The 21,365-nt window shown below is 63.8% G+C and carries 30 protein-coding genes and 1 tRNA gene; 7 read left to right on the top strand and 24 right to left on the bottom strand.

Annotation, left to right across the window (positions count from 1 at the left end):
• Positions 1 to 20: 20 nt before the first annotated feature.
• The 4 genes from psmB to QMC96_10215 all read right to left on the bottom strand — a co-directional run bounded on the left by psmB (position 21) and on the right by QMC96_10215 (position 3,114).
• Positions 21 to 662, bottom strand: a complete 642-nt coding sequence (gene psmB, locus QMC96_10230; protein MDI6877133.1) for an archaeal proteasome endopeptidase complex subunit beta — start codon at positions 660 to 662, stop codon at positions 21 to 23.
• 88 nt (positions 663 to 750) lie between these two features.
• Positions 751 to 1,596 (bottom strand): CBS domain-containing protein, encoded by an 846-nt coding sequence (locus QMC96_10225; GenBank protein ID MDI6877132.1) that lies wholly within the window; start codon positions 1,594 to 1,596, stop codon positions 751 to 753.
• Between the two features lie 5 nt (positions 1,597 to 1,601).
• Positions 1,602 to 2,030, bottom strand: a complete 429-nt coding sequence (locus QMC96_10220; protein MDI6877131.1) for a universal stress protein — start codon at positions 2,028 to 2,030, stop codon at positions 1,602 to 1,604.
• 31 nt (positions 2,031 to 2,061) lie between these two features.
• Positions 2,062 to 3,114, bottom strand: coding sequence for an amidohydrolase family protein (locus tag QMC96_10215; GenBank protein ID MDI6877130.1), 1,053 nt, complete (start codon positions 3,112 to 3,114; stop codon positions 2,062 to 2,064).
• A gap of 39 nt (positions 3,115 to 3,153) precedes the next feature.
• Here QMC96_10215 and QMC96_10210 point away from each other — a divergent pair, with 39 nt between their 5' ends.
• Positions 3,154 to 3,312: a preprotein translocase subunit Sec61beta gene (locus QMC96_10210; GenBank protein ID MDI6877129.1), complete on the top strand. Its 159-nt coding sequence runs from the start codon at positions 3,154 to 3,156 to the stop codon at positions 3,310 to 3,312.
• A 485-nt stretch (positions 3,313 to 3,797) separates the two neighbouring features.
• Entirely contained in the window at positions 3,798 to 4,064 is a 267-nt protein-coding gene (locus QMC96_10205; GenBank protein ID MDI6877128.1) for a DUF1922 domain-containing protein, read from the top strand.
• On the opposite strand, the gene QMC96_10200 is transcribed toward QMC96_10205, so the two are convergent.
• Genes QMC96_10200 through QMC96_10110 form a run of 19 tightly spaced genes read right to left on the bottom strand, consistent with a single transcriptional unit; the run spans position 4,065 to position 15,084 of the window.
• A complete protein-coding gene (locus QMC96_10200) occupies positions 4,065 to 4,214 on the bottom strand; it encodes a DNA helicase PriA (GenBank protein MDI6877127.1) in 150 nt (49 codons plus the stop codon).
• Positions 4,214 to 4,987, bottom strand: a complete 774-nt coding sequence (locus QMC96_10195) for a formylmethanofuran dehydrogenase subunit C (protein ID MDI6877126.1) — start codon at positions 4,985 to 4,987, stop codon at positions 4,214 to 4,216. The genes QMC96_10200 and QMC96_10195 overlap by 1 nt, the downstream gene beginning before the upstream one ends.
• A complete protein-coding gene (locus QMC96_10190; GenBank protein MDI6877125.1) occupies positions 4,987 to 6,687 on the bottom strand; it encodes a formylmethanofuran dehydrogenase subunit A in 1,701 nt (566 codons plus the stop codon). The genes QMC96_10195 and QMC96_10190 overlap by 1 nt, the downstream gene beginning before the upstream one ends.
• Complete coding sequence (locus tag QMC96_10185; GenBank protein MDI6877124.1) at positions 6,684 to 7,982, bottom strand: formylmethanofuran dehydrogenase subunit B; 1,299 nt, start codon at positions 7,980 to 7,982, stop codon at positions 6,684 to 6,686. The genes QMC96_10190 and QMC96_10185 overlap by 4 nt, the downstream gene beginning before the upstream one ends.
• Positions 7,963 to 8,352, bottom strand: coding sequence for a molybdopterin dinucleotide binding domain-containing protein (locus tag QMC96_10180; protein ID MDI6877123.1), 390 nt, complete (start codon positions 8,350 to 8,352; stop codon positions 7,963 to 7,965). The genes QMC96_10185 and QMC96_10180 overlap by 20 nt, the downstream gene beginning before the upstream one ends.
• A gap of 1 nt (position 8,353) precedes the next feature.
• On the bottom strand, positions 8,354 to 8,956 hold the full coding sequence (locus QMC96_10175) for a 4Fe-4S binding protein (protein MDI6877122.1): 603 nt from the start codon (positions 8,954 to 8,956) through the stop codon (positions 8,354 to 8,356).
• Positions 8,957 to 8,958: 2 nt separating this feature from the next.
• On the bottom strand, positions 8,959 to 10,044 hold the full coding sequence (locus QMC96_10170; protein ID MDI6877121.1) for a nickel-dependent hydrogenase large subunit: 1,086 nt from the start codon (positions 10,042 to 10,044) through the stop codon (positions 8,959 to 8,961).
• A complete protein-coding gene (locus tag QMC96_10165; GenBank protein ID MDI6877120.1) occupies positions 10,041 to 10,496 on the bottom strand; it encodes an NADH-quinone oxidoreductase subunit B family protein in 456 nt (151 codons plus the stop codon). The genes QMC96_10170 and QMC96_10165 overlap by 4 nt, the downstream gene beginning before the upstream one ends.
• On the bottom strand, positions 10,493 to 10,879 hold the full coding sequence (locus QMC96_10160; protein MDI6877119.1) for a DUF1959 domain-containing protein: 387 nt from the start codon (positions 10,877 to 10,879) through the stop codon (positions 10,493 to 10,495). Before QMC96_10160 ends, QMC96_10165 begins: the two co-directional genes overlap by 4 nt.
• Positions 10,880 to 11,128 carry a hypothetical protein gene (locus QMC96_10155; GenBank protein MDI6877118.1) on the bottom strand — a complete coding sequence of 83 codons (249 nt, stop codon included), beginning with the start codon at positions 11,126 to 11,128 and terminating at the stop codon, positions 10,880 to 10,882.
• Positions 11,125 to 11,967 carry an NADH-quinone oxidoreductase subunit H gene (locus QMC96_10150; GenBank protein ID MDI6877117.1) on the bottom strand — a complete coding sequence of 281 codons (843 nt, stop codon included), beginning with the start codon at positions 11,965 to 11,967 and terminating at the stop codon, positions 11,125 to 11,127. Before QMC96_10150 ends, QMC96_10155 begins: the two co-directional genes overlap by 4 nt.
• Position 11,968: 1 nt before the next feature.
• A complete protein-coding gene (locus QMC96_10145) occupies positions 11,969 to 12,172 on the bottom strand; it encodes a hypothetical protein (protein MDI6877116.1) in 204 nt (67 codons plus the stop codon).
• 5 nt (positions 12,173 to 12,177) lie between these two features.
• Positions 12,178 to 12,846 carry a hypothetical protein gene (locus QMC96_10140; GenBank protein ID MDI6877115.1) on the bottom strand — a complete coding sequence of 223 codons (669 nt, stop codon included), beginning with the start codon at positions 12,844 to 12,846 and terminating at the stop codon, positions 12,178 to 12,180.
• Entirely contained in the window at positions 12,839 to 13,438 is a 600-nt protein-coding gene (locus QMC96_10135; GenBank protein ID MDI6877114.1) for an EhaG family protein, read from the bottom strand. The genes QMC96_10140 and QMC96_10135 overlap by 8 nt, the downstream gene beginning before the upstream one ends.
• 1 nt (position 13,439) lies before the next feature.
• Positions 13,440 to 13,889: a DUF2106 family protein gene (locus QMC96_10130; GenBank protein ID MDI6877113.1), complete on the bottom strand. Its 450-nt coding sequence runs from the start codon at positions 13,887 to 13,889 to the stop codon at positions 13,440 to 13,442.
• Positions 13,886 to 14,122, bottom strand: coding sequence for a DUF2107 family protein (locus QMC96_10125; protein MDI6877112.1), 237 nt, complete (start codon positions 14,120 to 14,122; stop codon positions 13,886 to 13,888). Before QMC96_10125 ends, QMC96_10130 begins: the two co-directional genes overlap by 4 nt.
• Positions 14,119 to 14,349 (bottom strand): EhaD family protein, encoded by a 231-nt coding sequence (locus tag QMC96_10120; GenBank protein ID MDI6877111.1) that lies wholly within the window; start codon positions 14,347 to 14,349, stop codon positions 14,119 to 14,121. The genes QMC96_10125 and QMC96_10120 overlap by 4 nt, the downstream gene beginning before the upstream one ends.
• Complete coding sequence (locus QMC96_10115; GenBank protein MDI6877110.1) at positions 14,342 to 14,599, bottom strand: DUF2109 domain-containing protein; 258 nt, start codon at positions 14,597 to 14,599, stop codon at positions 14,342 to 14,344. Before QMC96_10115 ends, QMC96_10120 begins: the two co-directional genes overlap by 8 nt.
• Positions 14,596 to 15,084 (bottom strand): hypothetical protein, encoded by a 489-nt coding sequence (locus QMC96_10110; GenBank protein MDI6877109.1) that lies wholly within the window; start codon positions 15,082 to 15,084, stop codon positions 14,596 to 14,598. Before QMC96_10110 ends, QMC96_10115 begins: the two co-directional genes overlap by 4 nt.
• A gap of 333 nt (positions 15,085 to 15,417) precedes the next feature.
• Between QMC96_10110 and QMC96_10105 the strand changes: the two genes are divergently transcribed.
• From QMC96_10105 to QMC96_10095, 3 genes are all read left to right on the top strand, one after another.
• Positions 15,418 to 15,502, top strand: a tRNA-Leu gene (locus QMC96_10105).
• A 684-nt stretch (positions 15,503 to 16,186) separates the two neighbouring features.
• Positions 16,187 to 16,357 (top strand): DNA-directed RNA polymerase, encoded by a 171-nt coding sequence (locus QMC96_10100; protein MDI6877108.1) that lies wholly within the window; start codon positions 16,187 to 16,189, stop codon positions 16,355 to 16,357.
• A 195-nt stretch (positions 16,358 to 16,552) separates the two neighbouring features.
• Positions 16,553 to 17,029, top strand: coding sequence for an Hsp20/alpha crystallin family protein (locus QMC96_10095; GenBank protein MDI6877107.1), 477 nt, complete (start codon positions 16,553 to 16,555; stop codon positions 17,027 to 17,029).
• Positions 17,030 to 17,082: 53 nt separating this feature from the next.
• On the opposite strand, the gene QMC96_10090 is transcribed toward QMC96_10095, so the two are convergent.
• A complete protein-coding gene (locus QMC96_10090; GenBank protein MDI6877106.1) occupies positions 17,083 to 18,852 on the bottom strand; it encodes a PAS domain S-box protein in 1,770 nt (589 codons plus the stop codon).
• 372 nt (positions 18,853 to 19,224) lie between these two features.
• On the opposite strand from QMC96_10090, the gene QMC96_10085 reads away from it, so the two are divergent.
• Positions 19,225 to 19,617, top strand: a complete 393-nt coding sequence (locus tag QMC96_10085; protein MDI6877105.1) for a hypothetical protein — start codon at positions 19,225 to 19,227, stop codon at positions 19,615 to 19,617.
• A gap of 66 nt (positions 19,618 to 19,683) precedes the next feature.
• Positions 19,684 to 20,106, top strand: a complete 423-nt coding sequence (locus QMC96_10080) for a hypothetical protein (GenBank protein ID MDI6877104.1) — start codon at positions 19,684 to 19,686, stop codon at positions 20,104 to 20,106.
• Positions 20,107 to 21,365 lie beyond the last annotated feature (1,259 nt).

Genomic DNA, 21,365 nt, shown 5'->3' with positions numbered 1-21,365 from the left:
TGTTCCCAAAAAAGAATTTTTCAAACGGTTGAAGCGACGGACGCCTTCGGCTTCACGACGATGGTGGCCTCTTCGTACTTGTCAGCGGCGATCACAACGACCGAGATGTCCTCTCCCGAGGCGATGTCCCGGCGCATGGCGGCTTTCAGGGCGCGGATAGCCAGGTCGGCCGCCTCCTTCTCCTCCAGATCGGCATGGTACTGGTCTTCCAGCACGCCCAGCGCCATCGGCGAACCGGATCCCGTGGCGATGAACTCCTCCTCCCGCGTCGCACCCCCGAGGGCATCCACCGAGAAGATGCTCGGTCCGTTGCGGTCGTATCCGCCCACGAGCAGCTGCACGTAGTAGGGGAAGTAGCGGTTCTGGTTCAGGTAGTTGGACAGCAGCGTCGATGCGGCCGCCACGGTGATGGGCTTTCCGCGCCGGATCTCGTACAGGCTGCACTCGACCGTCATGATGCGCGCCAGCTGCTGGGCATCCCCCACACCGCCGGCGATGGTCATCCCGATCCGATCGGCGATGCGGTAGATCTTCTTGGCTTTCTTGCTGGCGATGAGGTAGCCCATCGTCGCCCGCTTCTCGGTCGCGAGCACCACGCCTCCGCTGAAGGTCAGACCCACCGTAGTGGTACCCGTCATCGTCTGGGGATACGTATCGGACATATATCTTCCTCCGAATGGTATAAACGCTGGAAATTATATAAAAGTGCTCCAGAGTATAGAATGACAGCAACCGACTTAAATATTGTTGTTACCCCTCATTCCTGCAGAGCACTTTGATGAGTTCGCGATCGAACAGCATGGCGACGAGTTCCTTGTCGCTGTTCACCACCGGGAGCTGATCGACCCGGGCCCGCTTCATCTTCAGGGCGCAGTCGCTCACCTCGGCATTCAGGGGCACCATCACCACGTTCCTGATCATGGCGGACTTCACGGGACGGGGCGGAAGCTTGATCCTGGAGACGCCGTAGGTGAGGGTGTGGAGATCCCGAATGCTCTCCCAGGTCCATTCGTCGTCGTCGGTGCCATTGCTGAAGTCGCTCGTCTGGATGCTGTCCTCGACGCTGGAGTTTCTGATGAGGTCCCGCTCGGTGATGATGCCGGAGAGTTTGCCCTCCTCGTCCAGGATGGGGATCGCGTCGAAGCCGGATATCTCCATGATCCGCCCCACGAGGCAGAGAGGAGTCTCCTCCCAGAGGGCGAACGTGTGGCTTGTGTAGAGATCCTTGATCTCCTGCTTTATCCGCATCTGTGCGATGGCGGTGATCAGGTCCGCCACGCTGATGATGCCCGCCAGGCTGCCATCCTCGACCACCGGCAGGCGCCGCACGTTGTGCGCGATCATCAGGCGTGCAGCCTCGTCCAGGGGGGTGTCCCGGGCGACACTCACCGGATTCTGCGACATCAGGAGCCCGAGCTGGGTCTCCTCGGACTTCCGGAGCAGATCTTTTCTCGTGATGATCCCCACGAGTTTGCCGTCCTTGAGCACCGGCACACCGCTGATGCCCGTCCGCTTCAGGATCTTCAGCACGTCGTCCCGGCTGCCGGGGATCTCGACGCTCACCACATCGGTGGTCATGAAGTCGGCGACGGTCATCACGACTATGATCTCACCACCATGGTCGTTATGGGGCTGTACTTCACCACGTGCGAGCTCACGCTGCCGATCAGCAGGCGGTCGATATTGCTCTTGCCGTGGGCACCCAAGACAATCAGGTCGGCTCCTAGTTCCTCGGCCAGGCGGATGATCTCGTTGCCGGCCCGCCCCTGCCGCATATGGGTGGCGATCTCCAGGCCAGCCGCCTTTGCGGTCTGCCGTGCAGCGGAGAGCGCATCCTGCCCCTCCTTCTCCAGCAACCCGTAGATCACCTCCCAGGTGTTGTCCATCGGGATCGACGAGAAGAGACCGGTCTCCACCACGTAGACCACGTGGAGTTCTGCCGACCATCGTCTTGCCTCGTCGATGGCCTTCTCCAGAGCCTCCGTGCTGGTTTTGGAGCCGTCAATAGCCGCAAGTATCTTGCGAAACATACACACCCTCGGAAAATGAGACTACCCTTAATTATTTACATGAAGTACTAATAACGTTTTTCTCGATATCGCACCGGGTTACCCTTTTTACAATAGTGGAGCAGCGATCCGCGCTGAATACCAGGCTGGATCGCGCGGGTCTGATCAGGAGGAAGTCTGCGGGGGCGCCTTCTTCGATAAAGAAGGAGCGGAAGAGGAGTCTGGAGCCCAGCACGGCAGCCCGGATCAGGTCCCGGGGATCGAGGCGGTAGACGTGGTATGCAAAGGACATCTCCGCGAACATGTCCGGCTGTATGAACATGACGTTGTCCGTGCCGAGGAGGACGGTGCAGCCCAACTCCCGCATGCGGCGGAGCGGTGGGTGCTGCGCATCCCCGGCAACACCGAGAATCCAGTTGGAGCGGGGGCAGACGGCGATCGGGATCCCCCGATCCGCGCACTCTGCCAGCTGCGCGTCCGTTGCATGCGTGCAGTGGACGAGGAGATCGGGCTCGAGGGCGAGCGCCCGCTCCACGTCGGACGCATCCCGTTCGCCGGCGTGGATCGCCACGAGCTTGCCGGATCGCCGTGCCTCCTCCGCCAGCGTCTCGGCAGAAACGACATCCCGGATGCTGGATATGCCGATCCCGTCGCCCTCCCGCTCCCCGCCCTCGCGCCCGAAGATGACGGGCGCGATATCGAGGGAGGCGAGCGCGCTCCGCAGGGCGAGCACCCCCTCCACACCCCCTTCCCGGAAGTCCGCGAAACCGTGCGTGCCGGATGCGAGCATCCCCTGCAGGCTCGCCCGCATGGCGGCGACGAGGCGGGGACGGTCCGTGGCAGCCAGGATGCGGTGCTTCAGGCCGTCCGGGGGGGCCACCAGGGCTTCCAGCGATCCCTGCAGCGGGATGTCCATGCCGACAGTATCGCCGACGTGGGTGTGGGCGTTGAAGAAGGCGGGGCAGATCCAGAGTTCGGGGACGCTCCGCGCCTCCTCGATGCAGGCGATGCGGCCGCTCTCCACGTGGATCCGCACGCTCCTCTCCTCCAGATCCTCCCCGACGAGCGCGTGGCCGGCATAGACGGTCGAAGACAACTGCGGCACCTGCTACTTCTTTATACCATGCGCGAGAAAATATCCTTTATGGCAAAGAAGGGTGGCGGAAGGCTGATCTCGTCGGCGGGTCTCGTCAACTACTACGAGAGCGAGGACCGGCGGGCGATCCACATCAACCCTGTGCTGGTCGTCGCATCCGCGATCGCGATCGGGGTATCCATTTACATACTGAACGTCGTCTATTGAGCGAACACCCTCTTTTCAGGGATTAAACCCGGCATCAGCACCGGGCGGGAAGCCCCGGCGGGGCGGATCACGGCAGGACAGATGCGTGACGGCCGGGGATCGATCCTGCGAGTGACCGGGGGACGAAGGGGACCGCTTCACCCTCTCCCGCGGCTCCAGAGCGCGCCCGGAGGTGCCAGAGGGGACGCCGCAGGCGGGATCCGGCGGATTCGATCCGTTCGTCTGCAGGTCTCCTGGATCGCGAGGAGACGGGCAGAGGGGGGGGTACGGTCAGGGTGGACGTCGACGACCTCTTCGGATTCTGTAGAGGGCGTCGTCTGCATGGCGCGATGCAGAATCCCCAGCTCTCCGTCAGCGCGGGACGTGCGAAAGCAGACCCGCTGGCACCCTCTCCGGAGCGCTGCATGGCGCCGTTGTGCGGGAAAACCCGGATGAACGAGAATTTAGGAATCTATTTATCCAGACATGCGTATCTACCGTTACTGATGTACCTCGTCATCCGCTGTCCGGGATGCAAGACCTTCAGCTACGTGGACCGGTACCAGCGCTGGAAACTCTGCCACGTGTGCGGAGAGACCATCAATATCAGCAGCATCCCGATCTACCTAGACGTCCGGGATCACCACGAGGCCGAGAGCGTGGTGAGCCAGCTGGAGACGTTCCTCCGCGAGACGGGGAGAAAGGACCTCACGGGAGAGGAGCTGCGGAGACTGCGGGAGAGGTACCTGCAGTGGCTGCGGAACCAGACGTGATCACCAGAGCTTCCCGCACCCCGGGCAGACCGCCGTCACCCTCCGCCCGCAGCGGGGGCAGAAGAGCCCGATCCGATCCCGGTCCTCGAGCGGTCCGCCGCACTTCTTGCAGTGTATGTTCGCCTCGAAACCGCAGGAATGCCTGAGCATCAATCCATATATCGGTAGTTCCGTATAAAAAGGGTTCCCTTTCCTCTGTTGGCGATATCCCCCTCGAAAACGGCGTACGGCGGCCCTCCCGCCGTCAGCGGAGCGGTGCGGATCTTCCGGAACGTGGGGAGCAGGTTATGGGCCGTTCCGTGCACGGTGCACGTGCCGCCCGTCATGTTGCCGCAGGGGCGGTAGCAGTCGCCGCCGATGACGAGCTCCCCGCCCTTCATCTCCACACCGGCCATGTCCCCGGCACTGCCGTGGATGGTGACCGATCCGCCCGCGAGGTATTCAGCCGCGAAGTCCCCCGCATTCCCGTGGACGATGACGGTGCCGCCCCGCATGCCGTGCTTCTCCCCGCGGTAGCCGGATGCCAGGTAGTGGGCGGCGTCCCCGTGGCAGATCACCGTCCCCCCCTGGAGCTCGCGGGCGAGCCAGTGGTCCGCGTTCCCGCCGATCTCGATCGTGCCGCCGCTCATGAAGTTACCGCAGTGCATCCCCACGGAACCCTCGATCAGGATGCACCCCCCGTCCATGTACTCCCCGATGCGCTTGACGCGCGATACGTCCCCGCGGAGGATCACCTCCACCTCCGAGACGTCCCGCGCCTCACCCTCGATGGAGACCGAGAAGAGGTCGGTGAGCCGCCGCTCCTTGTTCCCCTCGAAGACGGTGAACTCATCGCCCTCGAGGAACGTGCGGGGGAGGATGCGCTCCGCTTCGATGGGAATATTGGGCTTCTTCCGCGGTTTTGCCACCAGGAGCACCCGCATCATAGCTCCGCCTCCGTCTCGATGCAGATGCTCCTCCTGATGTACGCCTCCTGCACGGGGTAGTTGCCCATCCGCACCGTGTAGTAGCGGGCGAACTTCTTCGCAAACTCCGGATCCCGCCCCATGTCGTACTCCTCGGATATGCGGGGCTTCACCCAGATGGTGCTGTTGTCGCCCTCCACGACGACCCTTCCCTCGCGGCTCACCACCCGCCCCCGCTTTACGGTATAGAGGGTCTGCCGGAACCCCTCGATCACCCTGCGGTACTCGGCCGAGGGATCGATCTCCCCGATGCGGACGGGGTAGATGGCGAGGTCCGCCGCGGCCCCGGGCCCGAGGTGCCCCTTGCCGAGGGGGAGAAGACCCAGCGCCTTCGCCTGCCCGGCTCGCGTCATCACGGCGATCTCGTTCCAGTCCAGTTCGCGGTCGATCGCCGGCAGTGCGATGCGGCGCTCCGCTTCGGGATGGAGGGTGGCGAGTTCCGCGTCCCGGTACTTCCTGCTCATGAGGAGCCCGATGATCTCGGGGTACTTCACGAAGGGGGCGCCGTTGGGGTTGTCCGTTGCGAGGAGGCACTGCCAGGGGCTGCGGGTCAGGAGGGCGAGTTCGAGGCCCACCGCCCACATGACGCAGTTCACCGTGCTCTTCCGGCTGTAGTAGACGGGGATGATCCCCGAACCCGTCTCCAGCTCCACGTCGTGGTTGGACCACTTGTTGTGGTGGAGGCGGTAGAGGTTGAACTCCATCGGCCCGTCCGCCGTCATCGTCGTCGTCTTCCCGAACATCACCTGCCCCATGTCCATGACGATCTGGGGGCGGTCGTTCACGGCACGGGCGACCAGATCCGCGCGGGAGCAGATGTCCTTCCAGGACGAGCCCCCGTAGGCGTGGAACTGGACATGGGTGGCGTAGAGGCTCTGCCGCTCCGGGTTCAGGTCGGGGATGTGGCGGAAGGTGTCCACCGTGCACCAGGCGTTCCCCGGCACGCCCAGGCGGTTGCAGTGCAGGTGGACGGAGTGCGGGAGGTGCAGGAGCTCGTTCGCCCGCACCAGGGCGGTGACGATCTCGATCGGGCTCACCTCGAAGTGGGGGACCGGATCGTGGATGCACTCCACGTTCTTCCCCCAGCCCCAGGCCTCGGTTCCGCCGGGGTTGGTCAGCTTGATGGCAAACCCCTTGACGGCGGAGAGCGTCCAGCCGACGATCGCGGCGGCTCTCTTCACGTCGTTCTCCTTCACCGCCTCCATCACCGCCCAGTTGCCGTCGAAGAGCGTGTTCGCCATCGTGTCCTGGAGGGGCGTCGCGGAGAACTCCTCGTGGGTGTGCCGCGCCTCGAGGGGGGCCATGGCGCCCTCCAGCACGGTCGTGTATCCCATCGCGCTGTAACGGTAGCTGTTCCCGAAGGTGGTGGGCACGCTGTAGCCCGAAGTGGCGTGCATCCCCCCCTGCCGCGCCGTCCTCCCGGCCCGCATGTCCTCCGGCATCATGTAACGCCCGAAGTTCACCTTGGTGCCGCAGATATGCGTATGCGAGTCGATGCCGCCGGGGAGCGTGAGGCATCCCGCGGCATCGATCACCTCCGCACGGCCGCTCACCGACTCCACGATGCGGGCGTCCCGGATCAGGATATCCATCGTCTCCCCCCGGATGCCGTTGATGGGATCGATCACGCAGGCGTTGCGGATCAGCAGTTCGGTCATCTCCCTTTCGCCTCCCGGATCCGCTCGAGCATCTGCTGCAGGACGGTGCGGTCGTCGGGATACCCCAGGTCCAGGATCTTCCGCGTGCGGATGGGCACACCGTCCATGCGGTAGGCGGTCCCCTCGGCATCGATGCCGGTCACGGCGACCGGTATCTGGATCTCGGCGAAGGCGGTGGTCGCATTGGGATAGGGATCGAGCTGCACCAGCGGAATATCGGCGAGATGCGCCACGGCCGAGCGGGGAAGATGGGCCGCCGGATCGCTCGCCACCACCAGGCAGGCGTCGCACTCCCGCCGGGCCAGGAGATCGACGGCGCTCGTCTCGCCGGGGTTGTACCAGGCGATGCCCCGCGAAAAGTCCACGGCAAAGGGGTATCCCGTCATCCAGGTGCAGACCTCGTTGAACCCGTAGACGTTGAAGTGACCCCGCATCGGCGTCAGCGTGAACTTGGTATGGCGGTTCAGCTCGTCCACGAGCTCGATCGCGTTGCGGATGTTCTTGTATTTACCGCCCGTCTGCGTCAGCCCCATGCCGAAGAAGAGGGCGCCGTACTGTGCGGACTTGCAGATCGCGGCGACCCGCCGCAGTTGCTGACGGGAGACACCGCTCACCGTGGGGGGGATCATGTCATCTTTTCCCCTCACCATCGCGCGGAGGGCGGAGAGCACGGCGTAATCCCCGCCGGGCTTTATCTTTATGAACTCGTCAGCCACCTGCGCGGTATCGGTCCTGCGGATATCCACCACGATCACGGTTCTGTCGCGGTGCGAGTTCCCCAGGAAGAACCCGTCAGTATAGGTGGTGTAGCGGCTCATGTGCCGCGGATGGGCCTCGATGGGGTTGCAGCCCCAGTAGAGGATCACGTCGGCGCGGTTCTTCACCTGCCCGAGCGTGCATCCCGGGTGACCCACCTCCTGGATCGCAAGGATCGAGGTGCCGTGGCAGACCGACGTGGTTGCGTCGATCACCCCGCCCAGGATCTCCGCCAGCTGGACGCCAACGCTCTGGGCCTCCCCGCATGTGCCGCTCCAGCCGTAGAGCAGGGGGCGATCGGCATCCAGCAGGATCTCCGCTGCCCGCTCGATGGCGGCGGTATAGGTCTCCTCCCCCCAGACCCCCCCTCGGCGGCGGATCGGAGCCTTCAGCCGCCCCTCGGTGGTGAACTTGTGCGCCCCGAGCTCGCAGGCGTTGTCCACCCCCCGGATCCGCCCGCCCTCGACGGTCACCTCCAGATCGTCGCAGAGGCAGCCGCAGAAGGTGCAGACGACGTCTCTATGAATCGTAGGGAACACCCCCCAGGCTCCCCATCAGCTCGCCGACGGTCGACCGCTCATCGTCCGTCGGCTCCACGTCCACCCAGACCAGCTTGAAGTCCGGCATGCCCGTCCCGTGCGTCTCTGCCGGTATGAGACAGTTGGCGTAGGGTCCGTAGGGCACGAAGAGGGTCCCCCGCTCCGCGTCGTCCCGTTCGACCAGGCGCAGCACCACCTCGCCCGCACCGTTCCGCACGCGCACGTTCCCGCCCGGCACGACCCCGAGCTCCAGCATGTCGAGCTCGTGCATCGCACAGACGGAGGTCGCCTCGCGATAGCCTGGTGCGTACTTGAACTCGACCGAATCCCCCTGCCGCACGGTCCGCGCGGTGTTCAGCAGGAGACGCATGCTATGCCCCCTCCTGGACGGGCTCCAGGATCCGCTCCACCCGGATCGCACCGTTCGGGCACGTATTCTCGCACGTCCTGCACCCCGTCGTCTTCTCCGGATGCAGGATGCGGTGCTGCCCCTGCTCGATGCGCATGATCACTTCGTCGCTGGCGCTGTGCCCCCCGTACGCGATCTCGGGGTCGATCTCCTTGTTGACCGGGCAGGAGACGACGCAGTTGCCGCACTTCATGCAGCGCTCCGGATCGACGTGGATGTGGAACCGTGTGCGGAAGCCGCTGCGGTCGCGGCGGCGGACCTCCAGGATTCGGCCCGAGGAGAGGACGTCCTCGGTGCAGACCTCCACGCAGAGCCCGCATCGGATGCAGTGGCCCGGGGATATCCGCGGCTCCCATCCGTTCGCCGTCTTCCTGACCTCGATCGCCCCCGGCGCGGGGCAGATCATCATGCAGAGCAGACAGTGCGTGCACTCCCTGCCGGTCAGCGCCGGGAAGTCCCGGAAGTGGGGCGGGGCGGCAAGAGGAGCTGTCCTGGCAAAGAAAAACTTGGTCAGCCACTCCCGCCGCAGGAACTCCTTCAGGTACCAGAGGATCGACCGGACCATCCCTACCGCTCCGTGCAGGCGACGCAGGGGTCGGAACTGATGAACGTGGACGTGATGTCCGCTGCCGAGAGGACGCCCCGGAGCATGAAGTGGGTGCAGGCCTCGATGTTCATGATGGAGGGCGTCCGCACGGCGATCTCCGCGATCCTGCCATGGTCGTCCGTCTTCACGTAGTAGGTGAGCTCACCCCGGGGCGCCTCCCCCGCATGGCGCGCCTCGCCGCCCCGCACCTCACCCCCGCCCCGCACGGGGCCGGGCTGCATCTCGTCCAGGCAGCGGCGGATCAGCCCGATGCTCTGGGCGACCTCGTCGAACCGCAGCATGGTGCGGGCGTAGTTGTCCCCCCCGGTGCGGGTGACGGGGGCGAATCCGAGCCTGCGGTAGGTCGGATGCTCCGTCCGCAGGTCGACGGCGATCCCGCTGGCCCGGGCCGTCGGCCCCACGGCGTGGGCGACACGCGCGTCCTCTGGGGTGAGGATGCCGATCCCGCGGCTGCGGAGGGCGATCAGGGGACCGTCGCGGAACATCCGCACGAACCGCTCGAGCTCCGTCTCGATGTGGTCGAGACCCTGCCGCAGCGCCGCCGCATCTTCTTCCGCGAGGTCAAACCGCACGCCGCCGGGCACCATGTAGGAGCAGGTGACGCGCGCGCCCGTGACCCGCTCCAGCTCGTCCATCGCCGTCTCGCGGAGGTTCAAGAGGTACATCGCCAGCGTCTCGTGCTCGATCGTGTAGCAGTAGGAGAAGTTCGCCAGGATGTGGCTCTGGATCCGGTCGAGCTCGTTCACGATGACGCGCAGGTAGGCGGCCCGGTCGGGGACAGCGATGCCGCTGATCTCCTCCACCGCCTCGATGTACACCATGTTGTGGATGACGGAGCAGATGCCGCAGATCCGTTCGGCCAGGAACATCACCTCCTGCCAGGGCCGCCCCCGCATGATCCGCTCGATGCCCTTCTTGACGTAGCCGAGTTCCACCTCGGTGCGCACCACGGACTCGCCCCGGGTCTCGCACTTCAGCCGCGCAGGCTCCTTGAAGCAGGGGTGCAGCGGCCCCAGCGGCAGCGAGACGTCCACGGTCTTCTTCATCGCCTCTTCTCCTCGAAGTCCCGGAAGATCGCCGGGGCGAGCGAGAGGATCGCGTTCAGGAGCTCCGTCGGGCGCGGCGGGCAGCCGGGCACCTCCGCGGCAACGGGGATGTGCTTCGATACGGGCGGATCCACGTACGAGCCCCGGCGGTTGAAGACGCAGCCGGAGATGGGGCAGTTCCCGACGGCGATCGCCGCCTTGGGCTCGGGGATCTTGTTCCAGATCGAGAGCAGCTTGTCCTCCCACTGGGGAGTGACCGCACCGGTCACCAGGAGCACGTCCGCCTCCCGCGGGTTGTTGTGCACGTAGATGCCGTACTGCTCGATGTCGTAGCGGGGCGCCAGCATGGCGAGGACTTCGATGTCGCAGCCGTTGCAGGACCCGACGTTGACGTAGCAGACGTGGATGGACTTACGACGAACGGTATTCTTGATATCCTGAAGGAGGCTCATGCAGAGAGCACCTCCCGAACTTTTTCGATGGCGGATGCGACGGCCCGCTCTTCGGAGAGACCGTTCGCGATGGATCTTTTCGCCTCCGATACGATATACCGCATGGACGGCGAATCCAGCAGGGGAACGTAGCGCGTGAGCAGCTCCTCCCCCAGTCGCCTCTCCACCGCACCCCCCGGATCGCCCAGGGCGAGCCAGGCTTCGTAGCGCGCCGGCAGATTCTCCAGGAGGATCATGTCGAGCCTCTCCATCATCAGCCTCCGCAGCCGCTGCTTCTCGATGCCGTAGCGGCGGGCGATCTCGGCGACGGTCCAGTCGTGGCGCAAGCTGGTGAGGATGTTGAGCTGCATGCCGCGCAGATCCTTCTCGTACAGGAACTCCAATCACACCACCCCCGCCAGTTTCAACGCGGTGTATGCCGCGAAGAGCAGGACGGCGAGCCAGAGGATCGCCATCTCGCAGGCCTTCAGGCGGTGCTCGTCGCTCCCCCACGAGACCGCCGCGGCGAAGGCGAGCAGCCCCAGCACGCCGATGGTCTGGATCCGGAGGGCGGTATTGTCCACGAACTGCAGCACGGCAAGGATCCCGTAGATCAGGGCTGCGATGGCGAGCGCCACGCGGAGCAGGCTCAAAAGATCACCCCCAGCACCAGGGCGTAGACGACGATCCCGGCGGTCGCCAGGAGCTGGACGGTGACGGTATCGTAGGGGGAGAGCATCGGGGTGAGGGCGCAGACGAACGAGAGCGAGAGCAGGATCAGGAGCATGACGAGCAGCGCCGCCCATGCGGGCAGGCTCCCGATGAAGATCAGGGTGAAGGCGTAGAGCAGCACGAACGTCTTGAGGGCGAACCCCACCTCGAGCCCCGCCCTCCAGACCCCGAAGTGCTCCGTCCTGTTCCCGCTCACGATCTCCTTCGCCTCGATGACGGCAAACGGACTGTAGTGCATCTTCGAGAGGAGGACCAGGTACATGGCCAGGGCGGCCGGGGGCGCGATGAGCAGGAGGGGGCCGTGCGCCGCCTGGTAGGCGAGGATCTCGGAGAGCATCAGCGATCCCGTGAAGAGGTAGATCGCCCCGATGGTGGCGAAGAGCGGGATCTCCGAGGCGGCGGTCATCACCGAGCGGATCGCGCCGAACTTGCCGTAGGGGGAGCCGGAGGAGAGCCCCAGCCCGTGCTCCACGATCTTGTGGAGCATATAGAACCCGAACAGCAGCAGGATGCTCCCCGAGGCGAGGAGGACGAAGAGGGAGGCGCTCCAGATCGCGATCGCCACCAGCACCACCGCGACAAAGAGCGACTGGCTGGCGGTCTTCGGGATCCACGTCTGCTTGAAGGAGAACTTCAGGGTGTGCAGGATCTCCTGCCAGACCGGCGGGCCGGGCCTGCCCTGGATCCGCGCGATCACCTTGCGGTGGATGCCGTGGAAGAGCAGCCCGAGGAGCGTGGCGGAGAGGAGGTATCCGATCATGTCAGTACCCCACGAAGGGGATGTCGTCCTCCCCCTCCTCCGCGCTCCACCACAGCCCGAGCGAGGCGACGAACAGCGGGAACGTGCAAACGAGCGCGATCGCCGCGGCCCATGGCGGGAGCGGCGGCAGCGCTCCGGAGGCCGCTGCACCCAGGCAGGCGATGCCCGAACCGATCGCCAGCGTACGTGCGTTCTTCTTCTTCATTTCCCTCACATCGATACGACAATCTCGACGACCCGCAGGAATATCAGGAGCGAACTGACGTGGATCATCAGGATGAAGGGGGCGCCGGGCGCCCGGGTGATCTCCGCCTTGGCGATGTAGAACGGCGCCATCCCCTCCCCCATCACCCCGAGCACCAGGAAGGCCCTGGCGATGAGGGGCACCTCGACAGCGCTCCGGTAGAGCTCCCACAGGCTCAGGGTTCCGGTGGTCGCCAGGGTGATCGCCGCCCCCCCGAAGAGGGGGACGGTGGCGACCATGGCGACGATGCCGTACTGGAACGCGGCGTCCAGCACGTGGCGGATCCGGTAAGCGGCGACGATGCCGATGTTCGTGATCCCGATCATGGACGTGAAGAGGGTGAAGTTGAAGACATCCCCGCTCGCCATCGCACCCATGGTGGCAAACCCGCAGGCGATCGCCATGAACCGCTGGAACCGGAACTCCTTCTCCTGGACCTCCTTGGTGTAGTAGGCGTCGCCGCCGAACGCGATGTCCACCTGGCGCTCGGGGCGGGCCAGGATGACGAGGAGCGTGAATACCAGGGCGAACGCGAAGAGGCACGCGGTATAGGGCGTGAAGTAGTCCACAATGTCGCCGAACTCCAGCACCAGGATCTCGCGGCCACCGATGGCCGCCCCGGGGAGCTCAAACATTCGATCCACCCCGCATGGTCCCGACGAGCGCCATCTTCGCCATCACCTTGAGGAGGATCGCCCCTCCCGCGATCATCACGGCGAAGAACCAGTAGGCGGGCAGGAGCATGAAGACGAAGAAGGCGAGGATCCAGATCGCCCAGGCATAGCCGCTCGCCACCTCGATCGCGTGGAACCGCTCGCGGTGCCCGCGGCACAGGAAGTAGAAGATCACTCCGAGAGCGGCGACCGCTCCTCCCGAGAACCCGGAGAGCACGATCCCGTAGCCGACGAGGATGACGGCGATGATGGGGGGTGCGCTCTCCATCACCTCGATCCGCACCCGCTGCTCCGGCTGCCTCGTCAGCCCTTCCCGCAGAATGTAGACCTCGGAGACCGCCATCAGCTCGGAGATTCCCACGACCAGTCCGGGCAGGATGAGGGCTTCTGCGAGGTCCGTCGCGATCAGGGCGATGACCGCGAGCGCCAGGATCTCTGCGAGGTCCGTGAGCAGGATGCGGTGGAGGTCGTCTCTCTCCCGGACGAGGGCGGAGAATCCTGCCACGATCCCCAGAAACGCGACGAGAAGGCCCAGGGAGTACTCCGCAGCCATGTCAGTCCCTCCTCCGGAAGATGTAGGATGCGATGGCGAACGCCGCGAAGAGGATGCTCGTCTCCACGACGGTGTCCAGGCCCCGTGTGTTGTAGAGGATCTCGTCAATGATCCCCCCGGGGTGGGAGACGATCGTCGTCCCCATGTGAAGCGTGCTCTGCGCCATGTAGAGCGAGAGGGGCGTCAGGTAGGCGGTGACATAGCCGGCATAGGGCGAGTTCTCGATGTACTGGGCCTTCACCCCGGTGGCATTGAAGGGGGTGCCCCCGCGGTCGTAGGGATCGAGCGAGCTCCCCCGATCGATCGCCTTCGGGTAGAGGGCGTCCCCCCGGTACTCCAGGAGCGGGAGCGTGACGAGACCGACGATCGTCACCGCGACGACGACGAGGGCGTAGACGGCGGTCAGGTTCTCCAGGCGGGAGATCGCCTCCGATATGCGGCGGACGATCACGGCGCCTCCCTCCTCTCGATCACACGCACGAGGACGAACGTGGCGATGGCCGTGACCGCGATGAAGGTGAGAAGGGCGAGGGTCTCGTCGTAGGAGAGCATGACGAGGAGGAGCCCGAACGCCGGAATCTCCAGGTTGATCAGCCGGTTCACGTAGGTCTTCGGCCGCGGGAAGACGGCGGCGAGCACCCCGATCCCGAGGATGACGAGACCCAGGAGAAACTCCGCCGTCACGGGCATCCCCTCCGGCACACGAGCAGGATAAAGATGGTCGCGATCGGGACGATGAGGGCATACGCGATGGCGACATCCAGGTAGCCCCGATCCACGATGAAGGGGACGATGCCGCCTGCGAGGATGCCGAGCGATACGAGTTTGTCGAACGGATCCTTCTGGATCATCGCGGCGACGGCGCCCAGGATGGCGACGAAGCCGAAGACGAGAGCGAATCCCTCATTCACGCGTCTCTATCCCTCCGGCGTAAGCGCTCGCGATCGCATTGGACTCGAGAGTCGATCCGACAAAGTAGGCAGCCGCCGCGACGATGGCGAGCGGGTGGGGAACGATCAGGGCAACCGATCCCGCGATGGCAAACCCGAGCACGTTCAGGTACGGGAGTTTCCGAAGGGTTCTCCTCTCCAGGACGATGCGGAATGCCGAGAAGAGGGCGATGCCTGCACAGAATGCGAGAGACAGTTCTGCGGGGATCATCCGCGCCTCACGCTCCACAGACGCGCCAGGATACTGCTGGCATGCACGTGCGAGATGCCCTGGATGGTCAGGATGGCGATCACCATCCCCGCGATGAAGTCCGATGCCAGAAACCCGATCTGGGTGAACCCGAAGACGGCGAAGGTGGCGGCGATCGCCCCCGTGGTGCCGGCATAGCCGGGATCATGGCAGATGCGGTTTCCGATGTAGACCAGGAGGGCGGCAAAGAGCCCGCCGGGGATGCCGGCGATATAGACGCCGATGGACGCCAGCAGGGTTCCGGCGGAGGCGTCCGGTGACGAGACGATGTTGCCCATCATGTAGCCGCCGGCGAGCGCCCCGCCGTCATGCTCGATCGCTCTCCCGATCGCCGTCGCCCCGCTCACGCCGCCCTTCTCCGGCAGCCGGAAGAGTATGTCGATGGGAACGAAAATGAGCCAGCAGACGGCAGACGCGATAAAAATTCGCGCCACAACATCCAGCATTCAGGGAACTCCGACAGTAGAGGTTGTTGTGCGGTGCGATTAAGGTTTCCAGTTACCGGAATATTGCGCTCTTGAGTAATTAATACATCGCACTGCCGAGGATCTGCCTTCTGCTTCTGACACCGAATATGCCCCTGTCGCAAACGAGAAACCCCAAACAGGGCTTCTGCGGACGCGATCCCTGCTGCCTGGACGAGCGTCTGGTGGGGCCCGGCGAAAACGGAGACTGCCGGCATCCGCCCCGGGGCGAACCGCACGAAATCGTACCGCGTTCTGCCGTTCACGGAGCAACCTATAACTCATCAGGAGTCGATCAATTATGCGATATTCAGGGCGAGGGTTGCCGAGCCAGGTCAAAGGCGCTGGATTTAGGGTCCAGTCTTGAAGAAGTTCAGGGGTTCGAATCCCTTCCCTCGCATACTGCATGATCGATCGGGTTTATGGAACAATTCCTGCACGAAGTCGATGCAGAATAACAATTATCGATGCATTTGCCATGAATGGGCACCTCGATGCAAAAATCGCTCTGATATTGGTGTCATTCCAATCCTGCTCACGAACGGGAATATCCGGTCCATCCCCAGTCGGATACGGATTTTGAGGATCATCCGCATGGGAAGAAGGGATCGTTCGCCGGAAGAAGGCGATGTGAGCAACCGAGACGGTACGGGAGCTGATCAGGGAGAATTTGTGAGGGAGCGGAGTGCGCCAGACATCGGTTCTCCCCGAAGAATACTTCTTCGGGGTAGGGTGAACGGGCCCCGCGCAGCCTGTGCGAATACGATGATGCGGACTATCGGACTGCAATAACACAGGACCCCGAGGATATTTTTCAAGGAGTCCTATCCCCGCAATGGGGGTCGAAGAAGAGATCATGGATTCTCCTCCACCCAATCCCTCGATCGTCTCTTCCCGCCGCCCATCTGCCGCACGGTTCGCTGCGCTCCGCTGGACGGATGCGGCAGCCCTCCCGCATCGGGGCGCTCCACCGCGGGCGGGAGTGTCGGTGCCCTCCCCCCGAATCCATCCCGCGGCAGGGTACCTTTATCACCTCAGCTCCCGTATAGATACAGGCAGTGCAACATCTGCATGAGAGAATATAATGGAAAGTCGTAGAAGTTTTGGCGGCCCGAGAAGTTTCGGTCCGCGAGAGATGCACAAAGTGATCTGCTCTGACTGCGGAGCAGAGTGTGAAGTTCCTTTCAAGCCCACCGAAGGCAGACCCGTATACTGTCGCGAATGCCTTCCCAAGCACAGAAAGCCGAGATTCTAATCACTCCATTTTTTCGGTTCCCCGTTGGCGGAGACATCCGCGCCGCATCCGCCCCGCTGCGTCGTGCTGCTCGAACGCCCCCGCCTGCCGGCGGAATGGTGTCGTGCCCGCGTCAGGTTTATTAAATTCCAGTACCATAAAAGACACCATGCAGCATTCGCTGCAGTAGCGAGAGATGGATGGAAGGTGAATCCCATGGCATGGAGAAGACGGGAACCTTTTGAATCTGTCTGGCGAGAGTTCGAAGCGATGATGGCGGACATGGAACGCCGCTTCCAGGAGCTCAGCAGCGCAGGGCCGAGGATGCTCCCCTCGCCGAGATGGGGCGGGTTCCCCGCATGGCGGGGTCCTGAATTCCAGGTCGACGTCCGCGAGCACGAGAACGAGGTGCTGGTGGTCGCCGATCTCCCCGGCGTGGAGAAGGAAGGCATTTCGATCCGTCTCATGGACCCGCAGACCCTCCTGATCGAAACGGAACGGAGGGGAGAGCGGGACGAGGAGCGGGAGGGCTACTTCCTCCGCGAACGCTCGTTCGGCTCGATGTCGAGAATGGTCACCCTGCCTTCGCCGGTGACCGAACAGGGGGCATCGGCGAGTTTCAAGAACGGCGTGCTGGAGGTCCGCCTCCAGAAACGTGCGGAAGCGCAGGGGAAACGGATCTCGATCGACTGATCCCGCGGGGGAGACGACTCTTTCCTTCCCCCATCCCGCAATGGCGGGCAGGATCAGCGCGGCAGCGCCGATCGGGATGACTCGTACACCTGCCGCAGGGACTCCTCCGCCCTCTTCCAGTCCGAGATATCCCTGATGGACTCGATCGCCCCGATGTAGTTGCCGTTGCTGTCCGTGAGGCGGGAGGCCTTGCCCCAGATGTAGGCCCCTCTTCCGTGATGCAGGGAGGGCACAAACGCCTCCACGAAGATGCTCTCGCCGAAGCGGCGCACATCGGGGTACGATCGGGCGATCTCCTCGGACGGCAGATCGAGCAGATCCACGAGTATCGGGCGGGATCCCTCGAAAATCTGAAAAGCCGCCTGGTAATCGGTTCTCCCCAGAATTTTCTCCCGTTCGATCCCGGTGAGGCTCTCCATCGCGTGGTTCCAGGCGACCACCCGTTTCTCGCGGTCCACGATGAAGGTGGGATCGGACATGAACTCGATCGACTCCTGCAGCTTCTCGTAGGTGCTCCGGAGCGCATCCTCCATATGCTTCTGCTCGGTGACATCCACAACGGATGCCAGGTAGCAGAGGGTTCTGTTCTCTCTGTCCTGCACGCGGGTGACGGAGAGGTGCAGGTTCATGGGGCGACCCTCTGCGTCGATCGTATCGATGCTCCCGACCCATTTCCCCTCCCTCTCCACGACCTGCTCGATCTCGCGCAATCTCTCCACCAGCCCCGGATCGTGCGAGTAGATCTCCCGGAAGTGTTTCCCGGCGATATCCGAGACGCTGGCGTACCCGGATATGTCCAGGAACGCCCGGTTCGCGTACGTCAGGGCGGCATCGGGGCTGAAGATGGCAATCCCGTCGATCGAGGAGGCAATGGCGGTCTCCATGATCCGCAGCTCCTGCTCCGCCTGCCTGCGCTCGGTCACGTCGCGACCGACTGACTGGATCTCCAGGAGAATCCCCCCTTCGCCGTACAGAGCGCGATCAGTCCACTGCAGCCATCGCACCTCGCCTCCGGGCCGCGGATGCCGCACTTCGTACGTGACGACAGGTTCCGCCGGGCACATCTTCCTGTGCGCCTCCGTGCGGTGCGCCAGATCCGTAAGCGGCATGCCGGGAAAGAACTTGTGCCCCACGAGATTCTCCGCACTCATACCGAAGTAGCGGCAGTAGGCGTCGTTCACGAATGTGATCGTCCCGTCCGGCAGGCGGCGGCAGATGAGTTCCGTCTGATCTTCGACGATTGCCCTGTACCGAGCCTCGCTCGCCTTCAGCTGCTCCTCGTACTGTTTGCGGAGCGTGATGTTCTCCGCGATCAGAGTGACACCTTTGCTCCCGTCGTCGAAGACGGTCGGAACCATCTTGGCCCGAAAGAAGACCTCCTCGCCGCCCCGAGGGATGCAGATCTCCCGCACGATCTCGCCCTCCGCGTTCGGGTCGCGGGCAAGAGTCTGCAGGGGGAGATCCGACAGGAGAGGCAGCTTCGAATAGTCCTCCCCCAGAATCGCTTCCCGGGCCAGACTGAAGAACGACAGAAAGTTGTCGTTCGCCTGCACGACCTTGAGATCGCCGTCCAGCATGACGATCAGGTCCGTTGAGAATTTGAGGAGGGCAGAGAGCGGCACGCGGCGGGAGAGGTAGTATACCTTGGCCGTGCCGAACGACTCCATCTCCACCTGTCCCGAGACGAGCAGAATCTCCAGGTACTTCGCAAGCGAGTTGCGGTTCAGGTTCACCTTCTGCGACAGTTCGGATATTGTCAGACCTTTGGAATTCCTCTTCAGGATGCCTTTAATCGTATCGATCCTGTCCTGGTGGAGGAGCATATACGAACATACACCATTCAGGTTTATAAGCAGCTCTCCTTTTTCGGTACGATCCCCACGATGACGCGCATGAACGCATCGCACGAAAGGACGGCAAGGGCTTGCCCGACCTGAGAAAGCGATGCGCAAACATCGTGGTGAATGCACCGGAATGAAAATGAACAGTGACGCCCTCCCGCATCGAACGTCCCCGGCCGCCGGGGGAGCACGGGCAGCAGCCCCGGGTTCTCCATAAAAACGTCCATTCATCTTAACCCTCATGCGTGCGGTGACAGCGGGAATCACGCTGCTCGACTATATCACGACGCAGCGTCACCCCGAGCCGGAGGGCCGCTTGTTCGAGGCGCATACGGGGGTACCGGCGTCAATACCGTGCACCCGACCGACTCCGCCTGTCTGCCCTACGGAGCGACGCTCAACCGCCGGAGGGAACAGGGATTTCTCCCCTTCATGAAGGAGCATGAAAAGTCGGGGAGGGGGCCCGTCAAAGACGGACCCGGAGAAGGTGAAGGCCCCGATCGACGAGACGATCGTAGCCAGACGGGAATCGCATGCACGGTGGACCTGTATATCATCAACGCCTCCGGCATCCTCGAGTTCGCCACCTTCGAGCCCGGGCGGGGCCCGCCCTTCCGCCAGTACCCCTCCCCGTACACATACCTGGAAAGAATCCGCCTGAGGGGGGATTGTTCCCGATGGAATGGGTGTGGAGACCTCTGCCGCCTCCGCAAGGATGCCTGCCAGCCGACACCGGATCACCCGTAAAACCTCGGGTTCGGCCCTGCCGGACCGGTATTCGAGCAGGAACGATCGAGGATTCGGGGACGGGAGATGCTCGGCCAGACCCCTGCCGACAATCCCTGTCTCGTCGATATCCGGATTTTCGACTACCCGCGGAGACTGATGGACGATCCCGCCGCTGCCGTGGATGGGAGTACAACGGCCATCGTACAGGAGGGGATATCCCGGAAGAAGAACGTCGGGATCGGAGGGGTTGGAAAGGAGAGCAAGTATCTCTCCATCGGCTCCCCCTTTGGCGACCATGCCTCTGATACCGCCCGGGTCATCGAACTCGCATACAACACCGCACCGCTGGAGAGATCCCTTCCCGAATCGATCCTCTCGCATGTCACGATTGTCATCCCTGGCACCGATCCTGGGATCCGCGGGTGCCATCGTCATATCACGATAGATCACGCGCCCCGCCACCGAGATCGTGCGGGATGCCGGGATCATCCCGCAGGGAGACCATAAGCACCAGATCCCGCCGACCGGGGGCGCGAGTTCGCCCAGCTCGAGGAGAGCGCCAATACGAAGGTCGGCAGGCTCGATCGCACGTCCGCATCTGGAGGAGAGCCGGGAACGCCTCACCAAAAGCGAGGAGCGGCATGGGAGCATCGCAGGCATCATCCCGGACTATGCCTGTGCGTTGCAGGCGGGACCCGACGGCAGGTCCGTTCCCGGTTGGATCACGGGATCTCTCGAACGCATAACGGGCTATCCCCCATGAGGGGCTGTTGAAGCAGGGGGTGTGCTGTTCGTCATCCATCCCGAAGACCGCGCACGGTTTCTGGACCAGCAGAGCCAGCTCGAAAATGACCGGTTGCCGGCGGGTGAGTTCCGGATCTGGACAAGTTGCGGCGAGACGCGGTGGGTGAACCACAGGACACGGACAACACAGGTGGGATCGGCGGTGAGCGACCTGGAATCTTTCGGCCACCCCATCTCCCCCGATCTTCGCGCACCCCTTCGGGCCATCGACGGCTACAAGCGGATCCTCCTGGTAAAGGAGCCGCCGGCCATCGCCCCCGACGATCGGATCTGCCCGGGGAAGGTTCGGGAGAATGTCGAAGGGATGGCGAAATCTCCCCGCCAAGCTTCCCGATTTTGCACGGATGGGACGACAGGGAGCCCACAGGCAGGCGGTATCGATGGAGACGAGTGCCGCCGGGACGCTGGCCAGCCTGTGCCAGGAGCAGGAAAGCCGCACAGTCGAGGCAATCCTTGGCAGTCTTCCCGAAATACAGGCAGATCCTCCCCCATGATCCGGCATTTCTGAATCTTAGCGACAACGCCCTGAAGTTCACACGGAACCGGACAGTCGCGCAGATCGAGATCGGATCCCCTCCCGCGGAAGGGCGGACCGTCTGCTGCGTCCGGGATAACGGGATCGGGTTCGATATGCAGTAGCCGGAAAACGCTTCAGGGCCTTCCAGGGGGTCGATCCCCGCGAGTACGAGGGAACCGGCGTCGGTCCCGCCGCCGTGAAGCGGATTCGCGAGCGGCACGGCGACCGCATCGGGGCAGAGTCCGAGACGGATAAAGGCGCAACGTTTTTCTTTCCGCCGGGTGGATCATCAAGCAGGGAAGGGGCGATGAGCGGTCCAGCTCGCGGGGATACTCAACCGTCCGCTGCAAAGAGGCGTCCTTTCTCCACGTACCTCCTGATCTCGATTGCGCTCCTGACCCTCGCTGCCGTGCTGGGCACAACGATAGTCGACTACCTGAACAGC

This window comes from Methanomicrobiales archaeon (genome assembly GCA_030019205.1).
In the GTDB taxonomy this organism is placed as follows: Archaea; Halobacteriota; Methanomicrobia; order Methanomicrobiales; family JACTUA01; genus JASEFH01.
This window is presented reverse-complemented; position numbering and strand designations above follow the sequence as displayed.

Coding starts and splice junctions, on each gene's coding strand:
- psmB (MDI6877133.1), bottom strand. CDS start 662: ATGTCCGATACGTATCCCCAGACGATGACGGGTACCACTACGGTGGGT.
- QMC96_10225 (MDI6877132.1), bottom strand. CDS start 1,596: ATGACCGTCGCCGACTTCATGACCACCGATGTGGTGAGCGTCGAGATC.
- QMC96_10220 (MDI6877131.1), bottom strand. CDS start 2,030: ATGTTTCGCAAGATACTTGCGGCTATTGACGGCTCCAAAACCAGCACG.
- QMC96_10210 (MDI6877129.1), top strand. CDS start 3,154: ATGGCAAAGAAGGGTGGCGGAAGGCTGATCTCGTCGGCGGGTCTCGTC.
- QMC96_10205 (MDI6877128.1), top strand. CDS start 3,798: ATGTACCTCGTCATCCGCTGTCCGGGATGCAAGACCTTCAGCTACGTG.
- QMC96_10200 (MDI6877127.1), bottom strand. CDS start 4,214: ATGCTCAGGCATTCCTGCGGTTTCGAGGCGAACATACACTGCAAGAAG.
- QMC96_10195 (MDI6877126.1), bottom strand. CDS start 4,987: ATGCGGGTGCTCCTGGTGGCAAAACCGCGGAAGAAGCCCAATATTCCC.
- QMC96_10190 (MDI6877125.1), bottom strand. CDS start 6,687: ATGACCGAACTGCTGATCCGCAACGCCTGCGTGATCGATCCCATCAAC.
- QMC96_10180 (MDI6877123.1), bottom strand. CDS start 8,352: ATGCGTCTCCTGCTGAACACCGCGCGGACCGTGCGGCAGGGGGATTCG.
- QMC96_10175 (MDI6877122.1), bottom strand. CDS start 8,956: ATGGTCCGGTCGATCCTCTGGTACCTGAAGGAGTTCCTGCGGCGGGAG.
- QMC96_10170 (MDI6877121.1), bottom strand. CDS start 10,044: ATGAAGAAGACCGTGGACGTCTCGCTGCCGCTGGGGCCGCTGCACCCC.
- QMC96_10165 (MDI6877120.1), bottom strand. CDS start 10,496: ATGAGCCTCCTTCAGGATATCAAGAATACCGTTCGTCGTAAGTCCATC.
- QMC96_10150 (MDI6877117.1), bottom strand. CDS start 11,967: ATGATCGGATACCTCCTCTCCGCCACGCTCCTCGGGCTGCTCTTCCAC.
- QMC96_10145 (MDI6877116.1), bottom strand. CDS start 12,172: ATGAAGAAGAAGAACGCACGTACGCTGGCGATCGGTTCGGGCATCGCC.
- QMC96_10140 (MDI6877115.1), bottom strand. CDS start 12,846: ATGTTTGAGCTCCCCGGGGCGGCCATCGGTGGCCGCGAGATCCTGGTG.
- QMC96_10135 (MDI6877114.1), bottom strand. CDS start 13,438: ATGGCTGCGGAGTACTCCCTGGGCCTTCTCGTCGCGTTTCTGGGGATC.
- QMC96_10115 (MDI6877110.1), bottom strand. CDS start 14,599: ATGATCCCCGCAGAACTGTCTCTCGCATTCTGTGCAGGCATCGCCCTC.
- QMC96_10110 (MDI6877109.1), bottom strand. CDS start 15,084: ATGCTGGATGTTGTGGCGCGAATTTTTATCGCGTCTGCCGTCTGCTGG.
- QMC96_10100 (MDI6877108.1), top strand. CDS start 16,187: ATGGAAAGTCGTAGAAGTTTTGGCGGCCCGAGAAGTTTCGGTCCGCGA.
- QMC96_10095 (MDI6877107.1), top strand. CDS start 16,553: ATGGCATGGAGAAGACGGGAACCTTTTGAATCTGTCTGGCGAGAGTTC.
- QMC96_10090 (MDI6877106.1), bottom strand. CDS start 18,852: ATGCTCCTCCACCAGGACAGGATCGATACGATTAAAGGCATCCTGAAG.
- QMC96_10080 (MDI6877104.1), top strand. CDS start 19,684: ATGCTCGGCCAGACCCCTGCCGACAATCCCTGTCTCGTCGATATCCGG.